Source organism: Flavobacterium sp. Sd200 (assembly GCF_009826935.1).
Taxonomy (GTDB): domain Bacteria; phylum Bacteroidota; class Bacteroidia; order Flavobacteriales; family Flavobacteriaceae; genus Flavobacterium.
The window spans coordinates 180,941-194,242 of the sequence record NZ_WUMN01000005.1 but is presented as its reverse complement, the minus strand read 5'-3'; the positions used below and the strand labels follow the sequence as shown (position 1 = coordinate 194,242).

Annotated in this window: 9 protein-coding genes; 2 read left to right on the top strand and 7 right to left on the bottom strand. The window is 39.0% G+C overall.

Going from position 1 to position 13,302, the window contains the following annotated elements; all coding sequences use genetic code 11:
- Nucleotides 1-5 precede the first annotated feature (5 nt).
- Together GR160_RS14355 and GR160_RS14350 are read left to right on the top strand one after the other, a co-directional pair.
- The gene (locus tag GR160_RS14355; protein WP_160750581.1) at nt 6-2,471 is read left to right on the top strand and encodes a YfhO family protein; all 2,466 of its coding nucleotides are present in this window, start codon (nt 6-8) and stop codon (nt 2,469-2,471) included.
- 14 nt (nt 2,472-2,485) lie between these two features.
- On the top strand, nt 2,486-3,769 hold the full coding sequence (locus tag GR160_RS14350) for a glycosyltransferase family 4 protein (protein WP_160750580.1): 1,284 nt from the start codon (nt 2,486-2,488) through the stop codon (nt 3,767-3,769).
- Between the two features lie 191 nt (nt 3,770-3,960).
- Here GR160_RS14350 and GR160_RS14345 read toward each other — a convergent pair whose 3' ends face one another.
- The 7 genes from GR160_RS14345 to GR160_RS14315 all read right to left on the bottom strand — a co-directional run bounded on the left by GR160_RS14345 (nt 3,961) and on the right by GR160_RS14315 (nt 13,295).
- Nucleotides 3,961-5,862 (bottom strand): metallophosphoesterase, encoded by a 1,902-nt coding sequence (locus GR160_RS14345; protein WP_160750579.1) that lies wholly within the window; start codon nt 5,860-5,862, stop codon nt 3,961-3,963.
- Nucleotides 5,863-5,969: 107 nt separating this feature from the next.
- Nucleotides 5,970-9,521, bottom strand: a complete 3,552-nt coding sequence (locus GR160_RS14340; RefSeq protein WP_160750578.1) for a M1 family aminopeptidase — start codon at nt 9,519-9,521, stop codon at nt 5,970-5,972.
- Nucleotides 9,522-9,581: 60 nt separating this feature from the next.
- Nucleotides 9,582-10,454 carry an ABC transporter ATP-binding protein gene (locus tag GR160_RS14335; RefSeq protein WP_160750577.1) on the bottom strand — a complete coding sequence of 291 codons (873 nt, stop codon included), beginning with the start codon at nt 10,452-10,454 and terminating at the stop codon, nt 9,582-9,584.
- 222 nt (nt 10,455-10,676) lie between these two features.
- Nucleotides 10,677-11,795 carry a DNA polymerase III subunit beta gene (dnaN, locus tag GR160_RS14330; RefSeq protein WP_160750576.1) on the bottom strand — a complete coding sequence of 373 codons (1,119 nt, stop codon included), beginning with the start codon at nt 11,793-11,795 and terminating at the stop codon, nt 10,677-10,679.
- 134 nt (nt 11,796-11,929) lie between these two features.
- Nucleotides 11,930-12,490 carry a DUF1801 domain-containing protein gene (locus GR160_RS19595; protein WP_202390794.1) on the bottom strand — a complete coding sequence of 187 codons (561 nt, stop codon included), beginning with the start codon at nt 12,488-12,490 and terminating at the stop codon, nt 11,930-11,932.
- A 27-nt stretch (nt 12,491-12,517) separates the two neighbouring features.
- On the bottom strand, nt 12,518-12,913 hold the full coding sequence (locus tag GR160_RS14320; protein WP_160750575.1) for a VOC family protein: 396 nt from the start codon (nt 12,911-12,913) through the stop codon (nt 12,518-12,520).
- A 10-nt stretch (nt 12,914-12,923) separates the two neighbouring features.
- On the bottom strand, nt 12,924-13,295 hold the full coding sequence (locus GR160_RS14315; protein WP_160750574.1) for a VOC family protein: 372 nt from the start codon (nt 13,293-13,295) through the stop codon (nt 12,924-12,926).
- Nucleotides 13,296-13,302: the final 7 nt, after the last annotated feature.

Here is a 13,302-nt window from a genome sequence, read left to right as displayed (position 1 = left end):
TTTTAATGAAAAACATTAACAGGTTCTATCCGTATTTGCTTGCCATAATAGGTTTTACAATAGTATCGCTTATTTACTTTTATCCTGTATTGCAGGGCAAAAAAATATCTCAAAGCGATATTGCCCAATATACGGGCATGGCGAAAGAAAGAGATGATTTCAGGAAAAATGCCGGAGAAGAGTCTTACTGGACAGACAGTGCTTTTGGAGGGATGCCTACCTATCAGTTGGGAGCCCACTATCCTTACAACTTTATAAAAGCTATAGATGGGGCAATACGTTTCCTGCCTCGCCCGGCTGATTACCTGTTTTTATACTTTTTTGGCTTTTTTGTACTCTTAAAAGTACTGAGAATAAATACACTAATGGCCTTTTTTGGGTCGCTTGCCTTTGGGTTCTCTACTTACTATATCATACTTTTTGGAGCAGGCCACAACGCCAAAGCTCATGCCATTGCATACATGCCTATGGTAATTGCCGGAGTGCTTTTGGTATTTAGAAAGCGATATATTGCAGGAGGTTTACTTACGCTATTGGCATCGGCGTTAGAAATAAACGCCAACCACATACAAATGACTTATTATCTGTTTATATTGTTACTTATTATAGGCATTTATTTTATAGTCGAAATAATAAAGAACAAAGAATATAAGCATTTAGGCATATCTGTTGCTGTTTTTGCCGGTGCTGCATTGCTTGCTGTAGGGATGAATGCTACTAACCTTATGGCAACTGCCGAATATGCTAAATTTAGTACCCGTAGCGACAGCCAGCTTACTTTTAATCCGGATGGAAGCCGTAAAGAAAGTGCCAATGCCATGAGCTATGAATATATAACTGAATACAGCTATGGATTGGGCGAATCGTTAAACCTTATTGCGCCACGCCTTTATGGTGGTTCGTCGGGTCGTGAAAAGCTCGATAAAGACAGCCATGTGGTTGAATACCTTCAAACGCTACAGGTAGGCGAAGGACAATATCTTACTCAGGAACAGGCCATGGAGTTTGCACAAAACGGCATTGTTACCTATTGGGGAGACCAAACCATTGTGGCCGCTCCGGCATATATTGGTGCTGTTGTTTTCTTTTTGTTTGTGCTGGCTTTGTTTGCCGAAGAAAGAAAGCTTAAATATGCCTTTTTGGCAGGAGCTATAGTGTCATTGCTATTGTCATGGGGTAAGCATTTCCCGGTGCTTACAAACCTTTTTATAGACTATGTACCAATGTATAATAAGTTTAGGGCTGTAGCATCTATACAGGTTGTGTTAGAACTTTGCATTCCGGTACTGGCAATAATGGGCTTTTATGCATTTTTTAAAACAGATAAAGACAAACAATGGAAATATCTTTGGCAGTCAGCAGCCGTTTGCTTAGGTATATTGCTGGTCGTATTAGGATTAAAATCACAGTTTGATTTTGCAGGGCCTCGTGACGCAATGTATGCCCAGCAATTAGGACAGGGCTTTATTGATGCGCTTAAAGAAGACAGAAGAGACATGTATTCGTCTGATATATACCGTTCGGCATTTTTTATTCTAGCAGTTGCCGCGGTATTATGGCTTTATACCAAACAAAAGCTTGCACAAACTACCACTATAATACTTGCTGGTTTCCTTATGGTTGCCGACTTATTTTTAGTTGATAAAAACTATGTAAATACCGATAGTTTTGTAAGTGCACGTGAGGCAGACATTCCTTTTACAGCTTCTCCTGCCGATGAACAGATCCTGCAGGACGACGCTCATTACCGTGTGTTTGATATGGATAATCACATGAATGGGGCTCAGGCATCTTATTTTCATAATTCTATTGGGGGATATCATGCTGCCAAGCCTCAAAAAATGCAGCAGATATTTGACTATCAAATAGCCAAAAGCCCAATGAATATTAAGGTTTTAGACATGCTTAACGTTAAATATGTATTACAGCGTAATGAGCAGGGACAGGTTATACCTATTGTAAATAATACGGCTAACGGAAATGCCTGGTTTGTGAGCACTATCAAGGCTGTTTCTACTCCGGATGAGGAAATGAAAGCCCTTGATAAGCTTGACACTAAAACCGAGGCAGTGGTTAACAAAACCAAATTTGCCGAGGCAGCTACTAAAACATCTTTTGCAGTAGACAGCACAGCTACCATTAAGCTTGATGAATACAGGCCGAATAAACTTAGTTATACTTCGCAAAATAAAAACGATGGCTTTGCGGTATTCTCTGAGGCATATTATGCTAAAGGCTGGAATGCATATATTGATGGTAAATTGGTGCCACACTATGAAGCTGATTATATGCTTAGGGCACTAAAAGTTCCGGCAGGAAAGCATACCATTATTTTTGCTTTTGAGCCAGAGGTTGTAAAAACCGGAAGCACTATTGCTCTAATAAGTTTTATTGTTATGCTTGGCCTGTTGGGGGCCGGAGTTTATTTTGAAAACAAAAGAGTTAAAACTCAGGTTTCTCCTAAAATCTAATAATTGTTAGTCATTTGAAAAAGGTTCTTATTATAACGTATTACTGGCCTCCTGCCGGAGGACCCGGAGTGCAGCGGTGGTTAAAGTTTGTAAAATACCTGCCCGATTATGGTATCGAACCTGTAGTTTACATTCCGGAAAATCCTACATATCCTTTATCGGATAATGGACTTTTAAAGGAGGTAAAACCTGAAACCACTATTATTAAACACAAAATAGTTGAGCCTTATGCCTGGGCATCGGTGTTTAGCAAGGGGAGTACTAAAAAAATAAGTTCGGGCATTATACCTGCACAAAAAAAGCAATCTTTTTTGCAGCGTGCCATGTTGTGGGTTAGAGGCAACCTTTTTATTCCTGATGCAAGGGTATTGTGGGTAAAGCCATCTGTTGCATTTCTTTCAGATTATATAAAAGAGAATGGTATAGAGACCATAATAACAACAGGGCCGCCACACAGCCTGCATTTAATTGGCCTTGGATTAAAACAAAAGTTAGGTATAAAATGGGTAGCCGATTTCCGCGATCCATGGACTACTATCGGCTATCACAAACAGCTAAAATTATCGGTATCATCGGCCAACAAGCACAAACAACTAGAAAGTAATGTACTCAATACTGCCGATGCTGTTTTGGTTACAAGCCCTACTACAAAAACAGAATTTGAAGCGCTAACAACTAAGCCTATACATGTTATAACTAACGGTTATGATGTAGAGAAAGTAGAAAAGCAGCCGTTGGATGAAAAGTTTACTTTGGCGCACATAGGGTCTTTTCTTTCGGAGCGAAATCCTAAAATACTTTGGCAGGCACTTACAGAGCTTGTAGCAGAAAATGAAGATTTCGGGGCAAATTTCGAATTGAAACTAATAGGTGCCGTGAGCCGCGAAGTACTCAATGCAATAGATGACAATGGCCTTACAGGATTTGTAAATAATCTGGGATATGTTTCTCATAGCGAAGCCGTAGTGCAGCAACGTAAAAGCCAGTTGTTGCTTTTGGTTGAAATAGACAGCGAAGAAACGAAATGTATTATTCCGGGTAAGCTTTTTGAATACATGGTTTCGGAACGCCCAATAGTGGCAATAGGGCCGGAGGGAGCTGACTTTAGCAATATTATCAAAGCTACCAATACAGGCATTAGTGTAAATTATTCTGAAAAGGAGAAGCTTAAAAAAGCATTGACAGACTATTTTATCTTGTATAAGCAGCGAAATTTAAAGTCGAATGCCATTGGGTTGCAGCAGTATTCGCGTAAAAACCTAACCGGGCAACTGGCAGATTTCCTCAAAGAGCTTTAATAATTAGGTCGGATTGTGCATAACAAAAAAGCCCTGCCACCTTAAAAGATAGCAGGACTTTACAAACCAACCAACCAATTATTAAAACCTCAAATCCTGAGATCTTATATATAGTAAAGCAAGCTTCGTGCCAAAGTTGGTTTTATTGTAATTTATTTTATTACAATTAATCTATACAGAATAGTTCTTAATTATTTGATCTCTTTTATTTTGCCGTTATTAAGATCAATACTGAAATGATCGGCTGGGGCACCATTCAAAAATTTATCAAGAATACTAAAGAACAGACCGACACTTTTTTTGAGGCTGTCATTATTATTCTGATCTATTGTTGGCTTAAAATATTTTGACAGCAACTGATATTCTTTTATCCTTTTCGGGGTTATATCCTGCAAAGCAAGTACATCTGCGCTGCGAATGCGGTAAAGATCGATCAACATATCAAGACCTGTCCAGTTTTTAAAATCCTTCGCTTTTAAATTAAAGTCTGTCAGTTGTTTTTGGGCTTTGGCTTCTGTAGATTTCCATAAACCTGAATTTTTGCTACTAAGTAATTCTTTGGCAGTTATATTATTTTCTGTATTTGCCAGCACAAGCAGGTCGTAGCCTGATACATTAAAAATAAAATCTTTAAACGCTGTCGGCCAGTCGTCCGGCAGGAAGCGCAGACGCACCAGTTCTTTCAAATGGAAATCGGTAAATTCATGGTAGCTTTTAGTTTTAAGTATATCATGATTCCAAATGTCTTTCGCGTTTACACTTTTCAGGTACGTATATTCCTCTTCATATAGAGGGAACAGATTGTCAAAATCCGGAACATTATCAATAGTGATGGTTTCAATTTCAAAAATGTTATTTGGTTTAACAGTAAGCAATTTATAACCGGGAATGTATGCCGCTAAAGAGGGTGTTTGTATGTTTACCAGTGTGTTTCCTTTTATTGTTGTACGGATGCCTGTGTCGTTAATATGCATGTGCCCGCCAAAATGTATTTGTAACCCGGCATCGGCAAAGGTTTGTGCCACATCTTCAACAGGAACGCGGTCAAGCTGCCATTTGCCTTTACCCATCAATGCCTCTATTTGTGGGGAAGCATCATCATTAAACTCTACCATAGGATAGTGGCTAAACGCAATAAGGGTTTTACCCAGCCTTTTAGCATCGGCAGCAACTTTTTGTACCCAGTTTATCAGGTGTTTCTTATTTGTAAGCACATTGTTATATCCAAGGTCAGCACCGCGATAAGCTTTAGGATTGGCAGCATTTGCATTAGCTTTGGGTAAATATACATTGCCGTCTATTGCCAGCAGCCATAGCCCGTCTACAGGTTCGACAAGATAACTCACATCGGGAACGGTGTATCCCGGGGCAACGTCATAGACCCTTTTTGCAAGTGCAGATTCTTTAATAGCTTTCTCCAAAGAATAATTTTCGGAGTTATAAGAGCTAAAAGGCGTAGCCCAGTATTTATATTCTTTTTTAGGAAAGAAACCAAAATTATGTAGATGTTCAGTAATGCCTTCATATCCCATTTTTGAAATGTCGGGAGATATAACTAAAGGGTTTTCTCCTTTGGTATTGGCTTTGTAAATTCCTGCTGTACTAAATATGGGCTGACGTTTGCCTCCTTCTCCTAGAAAATCGTCTTTTCCGGCAGGTTGTGCAAAAGGCCCTACGGGGTCGTGGTTGCCGGTAGTAATAAAAAACTGTATATTATATTTTCTCTCATACTCATCAAGCAGTTTTTGCAGCCCTCTTATGTGTATTGGCTGACCGTCATCGCTGTAATCACCGGGCAGGGCAACAATATGAATGTTGCGTTTGGCAATGTCTTCAAGCGCAGCTATAAAGGCAAAATAGTTTTCGTTAAATATACGTGTAGAATGCAATTGTGCATCCATGGTGCGCAATAATGTATGTTTACCGTTCTTTGGGTTTACAATTCCCTTAAAATCGGTTTCCTGCAATGTTCCGTATAAGTCCTGTAAATGTACATCGGCAAGAAAAGCTATTTTAGTTTCTGTTTTAGGCTGTGCCCAAAGGTTAGGGGCATAACCAAAAACTATAAAAGCAACTGCAAATAAAAATTTCATGGTTTTGTTTGTAAAGTTCGGCATAAAAAAATTAAGCCAGTGTTATATTAAACAAACAGGGCTGCCGGTAATGGCAGCCCTGTATAAAACCTTCAGATAAAAATAAATCACTCCTCAGTTTTCTTTACATTATCGTCAGGTAAACGGTCTATCAGATAGTTATAAGGGTCTATACCCGCCTCATAAGGCAGCTCTTTGGTTCTAAAGGTAAAGGTGTTATCTTTTTTAGTGATCTTAACCCTTTTATAAACCAATGGTTTGCCCATATTTTCATCATCGGCAGGTTTTGCAAATACACCAATGTCAATCAGATCGGCAATAGGTTTAGGAGTCTCTGTGCCTAAAGAATCAGCCCTGAATTTCTCTGAAGTTGTTTTAAGCGTAACCTCATACTCGTTACCTACCTTTTTATATTTGGCGCTCAGCATCCTGTTTGAGAATAGGGTAATGTTCTCGAACATATCTTCTATTAAATACTGCATGTCCGGTGGTGTAACTTTTTTAAACTCATTAACCGCAGCTATAGAAGTAGGATAAGGAGGCTCTTTATAGGCATATTTGTCTATAAGGTTTTTAAGAGCAAGGTTTACATTCTTTTCACCTATCATTTCTTTCAGGTAATACATAACCACACTGGCTTTATTATAGTGTATATACTGCTGGCTTTCGGTTTTCATTAGCGGCTGTTCGGCTTCACTCTCACTGCTTCTGCCATTAAGATAATCATCCATTTCATACTTAAGGAACTTTTTCATTTTGTCCTTACCGTATTCTTTTTCCATTACCATAAGTGCCGAGTACTGTGCAAAGCCCTCACTCATCATTTCGCTGCCCTGCATATTGGCACCACATACCTGGTGCGCCCAGTATTGGTGTGCCATTTCGTGTGCTACTACGTAGTACACCTGATCAATGTCGTCTTTAGTAACATCCCTAAGGTCTATTATAAATCCGATGCCTTCGCTAAACGGCATGGTTCCCGGGAAAGCCTGTGCAAATGTTCGATAACGCGGAAATTCAATTATACGGCATTGCTTTTGGTAATACGGGCCAAAGTTCGCAGTATAATATTCCAACGATTTTTCCATACTTTTAAGCATGTTGGGTACATTATACGCATGATTTTTATCGTAATACACTTCCAGGTCTATACCGTTCCATTTTTGGCGTGCTACCTCATAGCGTGCTGAGATAAACGAATAAAAGTTAAGTGCTTTTTGGTCCAGTTTATAGTTGAAATAATTCCTGTCGTCTTTTGTCCATTTTTTTACTAGAGAACCCGGAGCTATAGCAGTCTGATCTGCTGATGTACTTATTGTTGTGTTTACAGTAACCCAGTCAGAATCACTACCCAAATATGTATTGCCTCTCGCCACCAGATTATTTTCATCAAGCTTAGGCATCCTGTCGCGTTTAGGCAATTTTAGCCTTTTACGTCTGTTCTTATCGCCAATTTCAAAATTGCTGTTATAACCTATAATTGGCAATAAGTCCATATTGTTGAAAAATGTACCGTTTTGTGTAAGTTGTGTAAAGCTCACGGCATTTTCAAAACCTTTAGTAATACTCCATTGATCTATATTTATTTTAATAGAATCATTTGGGGCTAGGGGACTGGACAACCTATAAATACGGTAATGAAGACGTTTGTCGTTTGTTTTTAGTTTTGCGCCCGGAACATTAATTTTAAGGCTGTCGGTCAGTTGTGGCAATGTGAAATGAATTTCGCTCATTGGTTGATCCGTTTTGTTTTTGACCCATGCTTCAATTTTTGCCGTAAGGCTTCTGTCTTCAGGATAAATATCTATGTTATAGTTAAATGCAGTATATCGTGGCTGAGCAATGTTTTCATATTTTTTGTATTTCTTTTCATAATCCACCTGCATTTTCTCTACATCATCTGCCGAGTCGTACTTGTTTAACACCTGCGTATTGTAGTACACAAAACCAGCACAGGTTATAAAGGCAATAACGCTTACGATTAATGCCAAAGCATTGTTACGGAGCCTGCGCTTTGCACTTATTAAGCGGTATTTAAACTGTGGTTCTTTACCACGAACATAGAGTGCTGTAATAATAAAGCATAGTATTGTACAGAATAATATCCAATAGGCTGTAAACCATAATGTAGATGGTATGTACGGCCCAAAGCCATTCATATCTGAATATATAATTTTTGGCCTGCTGCCAAAAGATACCATACTACTGCTTATTTCCAGCGTGCTCCATAAAATAGGGTCTACAATTACAAATGCTACAAAAGCAAAATAGCCTATATACCTGTTGTTAAACAGGTAGTGCAGGAACAGCGAAAGTACTATTAAAAATGCAAAGCCTGAAAGCCTTAACAACAGCAGGAATTTAATATATAACAACAGTTCATACCTGTGGTAGCCATAAGCAGTTTGTGCAATTATACCTATAAGTATTGCTATACATAACACGGCAGCACTTGCTATTATCATTGCCGCAATTTTAGATGCCACGATTACACCTGTTTTAACAGGGGTAGCATCCTGTATCTCGTTAAGTTTTGCATCACGCTCTTTCCATACCAGTACACCGGTATAAAAAGTAATAAAAGCTATCATAAAAATAGATAGTGAGCCCTGTATTGTGCCTATAACCTCATAAGTAACAGGGTACTGTGCTACACCATAACCACCGGTACTGCTGGTAAGGTTGGTAATAAGTATTATCATCCCTATAGAAATGATAATTATAAAAGTAGGGTTCTTTATAATAGCCTTAGCTTCAAAAATTACAAGGTTTAAAAAAGTACCTATAGCAAAACGGTTTGCCCTTGTTGGTTCATAAACTTTATCTGTGATAACAATTTTAGAAGATACAGCTTCGTCACTTTTTTTCTTTTTACTAACCTTCTCTTTTTTAGTATTGAATGAAAATACAAAATAGATGCCTATAAGTAGTGCTATACCTACAGCAACCCATATTATCCTGTTTGTTAACAAATAACCGTGCAGCCCTATTGCCTGTGTGTTTTTCTCTGCCACCGTCATGTATTTGGTAATAATCTCAAACGGGTTCAGGCCAAAAGGATCCAGTAGGTTAGCTATCCACTCTTTTTGTACATCTCTTATAAAACTATTAGATACAGCATAAAATACAATGATAACCATGGCGCCAATAAAAGACACAATATTGTTCCTGAAGATGATGGCAAGCCCATACATTAACACACCGGTGATTATAATATTTGGTATACCAAATACTATAAGGCTTTGCAGGTGCGCCATCCATATTACATTGCCAAAACGGTCTGGTGCTGCCATTTCGAAACTATCCGGCCATATAGGCGCAAGTATTGGGGCAATGAGAAAGCCTAATGACACCCCAAGCAGTGGAATTAATGAAATAATTGCCGCACCAATAAATTTGCCAAAATAGTAATCCCTCTTTTTTATAGGCGACGAAAACACAAATTGGTACATGCCGTGCTGAAAATCCCTACTTGCCGTGGCATTCATAAATGCTGTGGTCATTAATAGGGCTATAATAGAGAACTGGGCGTAAAATTCCTGAAGAATGTAAGGCGCATTTTTTTTAATGCTTCCCATAGCACCGCCAAAATTACCGTTATCAAATGCTATATTTAAAAAAGTGATCAGCGTTATGATAAATAAAAATATCCATAACATTGGTGTTTTTAACCAATACCTTAACTCATATCGTATAAATTTCCACATGGTATATATTGATTAAATTAGTTCGTTAATCTTAGCAAAAAACACATCTTCAAGATTTTCCTCAGCCTTAACGAAACCGTTTTGCGGTTCATCGTCAGAGAAAATATGTATCATGGGCTGGCCGCCAACAAGCTTGTTCGATATTACCTGATATTTAGCCTGATAGTCTGATAATTCGGGTTTTGGTACTCTTTTTTCCCAAACCCTGTCTTTTACCAATAAAAGTGCGTCATCTGTATTACCGCTAAAAAGCACACGGCCTTTGTTCATCACGGCCATTTGCGTACACAGTTCGCGCACATCCTGAACTATGTGGGTAGAAAGTATTACAATTATATTCTCGCCAATTTCGCTAAGAATGTTGTAAAAGCGGTTACGCTCGCCCGGGTCAAGACCTGCCGTAGGCTCATCTACAATTACCAATTTAGGATTACCAATAAGCGACTGAGCAATGCCAAAACGCTGGCGCATACCACCACTGTAACCGCTAACAGCCTTTTTGCGCATGTCCCAAAGGTTTACCTTAGTAAGCAGTTGCTCCACAATTTCTTTACGGTCGGTTTTATTGTCAAAGCCTTTAAGCAGTGCAAGGTGGTCTAACAGGTCTACTGCCGATGTGCGTGGGTACACGCCAAACTCCTGCGGTAAATAGCCTAACACTTTACGTACAGCGTCTTTGTTGTTTAAAACGTCTATATCGCCTAATGTCACACTGCCGCTGTCGGCATCCTGCAAGGTTGCAAGCGTGCGCATTAGCGATGATTTTCCGGCACCGTTAGGGCCAAGCAGGCCAAACATTCCTTTGTTAATGGTTAACGATACATCGTGTAAGGCATGTACACCGTTGCTGTACTTCTTGTCTAAGTTTTTTATTACTAAATCCATATAAGTGATTGTGATTGTTTTTATATAAGTAGAATAACTTGTTAAAATGTTACATATAAAATTAACAAAATATTTATTATGCAGTAATTTAGGAGTTTACATTTTTAAGCAGTAAATTCTTATCTTACTAAACAACTGAGTTGGAACAAAAAGAAAAGTCCACTTTACAATTGTAAAATGGACTTTCTCAGTACAGCTTTTGGCTGTGGTTATAGTAATCTTTTAGCTGTTCAACATTACAGGCATTACCAGCATAGTTACTGTTTCGCCTTCGTCAAGACCGTCTACCGGAGTAAGGATACCCGCACGGTTAGGTAACGACATTTCGAGCATTATTTCATCGCTTTGCAGGTTGGTCAGCATCTCTGTAAGAAAACGCGAATTAAAGCCTATTTGCATATCGTCTCCCTGATAATCGCAGGTTAAACGCTCTTCTGCTTTGTTGCTGTAGTCTATATCTTCGGCAGAAATGTTTAATTCTGTACCCGCTATTTTAAGACGTATCTGGTGTGTGGTCTTGTTAGAGAAGATTGCCACACGGCGCACAGAACTAAAAAACTGTGTGCGGCTTATTAATAGTTTATTAGGGTTTTCTTTTGGTATAACTGCTTCATAGTTAGGATATTTTCCGTCTATAAGGCGACAGGTAAGCACATAGTTGTCAAAAGAGAACGTTGCATTGGCATCGTTATATTCTATTTTAACTTCTGCATCGCTCGATCCAAGGATACCTTTAAGTATATTAAGCGGCTTTTTAGGCATGATAAAATCAGCTACCTGAGAAGCTGTAACGTCTGTTCGTTGATATTTTACCAGCTTGTGCGCATCGGTAGCTACAAAAGTAAGCCCCTGCGGAGAGAACTGGAAAAATACACCCGACATTACAGGCCTTAAATCGTCGTTACCTGCTGCAAATATGGTTTTGCTCACAGCAGTTGCAAGTACTTCGGCAGGAACTAACGTTACTGACGGGTCTTCAAGGCTCACAGCTTTAGGAAACTCGTCTCCTGCGGCATAAGCCAGTGCATATTTACCCGAGTTTGAGCTTATCTCTATAGTATTATTATCTTCTACAGTAAAGGTAAGCGGCTGCTCCGGGAAAGTTTTTAAAGTTTCAAGCAACAGCTTTGCAGGAACTGCTACGCTGCCCTGGCTCTCAGAATCGATCTCAAGTACGGCAGACATTGTAGTTTCCAGGTCAGAGGCCGAAACTTTAAGTTCTGTATTATTTAATTCAAATAAAAAGTTGTCTAAAATAGGCAGGGTATTGTTGCTGTTTATAACACCGCTTAGCACCTGCAGCTGCTTTAATAGATATGAACTTGATACTATAAATTTCATAGTTGGTCTTTGTTTTTTAACTGCCTAATTTTAGCAGAAAGCAAATATATTGCAATCAGATTAAATTCGGAAAATTTATTAATGCTAATTGCATTATAAAAATATAAAGTTTAAAAATGGTATTGTTTTACCGTTTAGCCTTTAAATTTAAGACCATGGCTGTTTAGCAAAGCCATTATTTTTGGTATGCTGCTCTTGCCTATGCCATGCATGCTGAGTATTTCTTTTTCGGTAAACGTGCTTAGTTGTGTAACTCCCACAATATTATGTTCTGCCAATGCACGTTGTGCAGGAGCCGACAGTTCGTCAAAAATATGTTCTTCTTTTGCTTTTTTACTTTTAGATGTGTTGGCTTCGTTTTCTTTTACCCTAAACAACACAATGCGTTTTATAAGATCTAAAGGTAATGGCTCATTAACAGGGAATTGCACAGAACCTTTTCCCTGTTTGTATTGCGCCAATTCAGGAGCAAAGGCTTCGTGCCCTGTTGGCGTGGCATAAAAACCAATATGGCTTTTGTAACCTGCAAAATATACCAATGGTTTGCCGTTTAGTTTGTAGGCAGGCATGGCATAACTAATACCCTCCGTGGCATTTGGTGCAGTTTGGAGTATGGCTTCCCTAAGCTGTTGTAGCATTTGCTGCACATTTTCAGGAAAAGAAGCTATATATTGGTTTGCTGTTTTTATTTCCATCTCTAAACATGTTTTCAGGAAATTATATCAGGGTTTTATCTCATAAAACTCAATGGGCAGGTCATCAGGATCGGCAATAAATGTAAAACGGCTTCCGGTAAATTCGTCTGTGCGCACGGGCTCTGCTTCAATGCCGTTTTTTGTGAGCCACGCTATGGTTGCATCTATATCCGGAACCTGAAAAGCAAGATGGCGCAGTCCGGCAGCTTCAGGGCGAGAAGGGCGTTTTGCCGGAGCAGGGAAAGAGAATAATTCTATGGCATAAGTGCCGTTTATCGCAAGGTCGAGTTTATAAGAATCGCGTGCTTCGCGGTAGTTTTCCGCAATTATGGTGCAACCTAATATATGCGTATAAAAATGTTTAGACACTGCATAATCAGTGCAAATAATAGCAGTGTGATGAATGTTTGTTATGTTGATCATTTATTGTTTTTTATAGCTGGGTTATCCACCATTGGTTTCCAAATGGATCTTCAAACCCTGCCGAGAATCCGTATTCTTTTTGTTCCGGTTTTTGTAAAGCAGTGCCTCCCTGTTCTACACCGGCATTATAAACCCTGTTAACATCGGTTACATACAGGAACATTCCTGCCGGTTTTTCTTTCCAGGCGTCGGTGCTGTTTGCAAACATAATTACTGCATCGCCAATTTTTATTTCGCCATGCATAATAGCAGTGCCATTTTCAGAGGGTACTATCATTTGCTCGGTGGCTCCAAAAACTTTCTTGGAATATTCTAAAAAATCTGCCGACTTGTCTAATATCAGGTACGGCATTATGGGCAGATAGTTTTGCGGTATAGCCATAATTTTA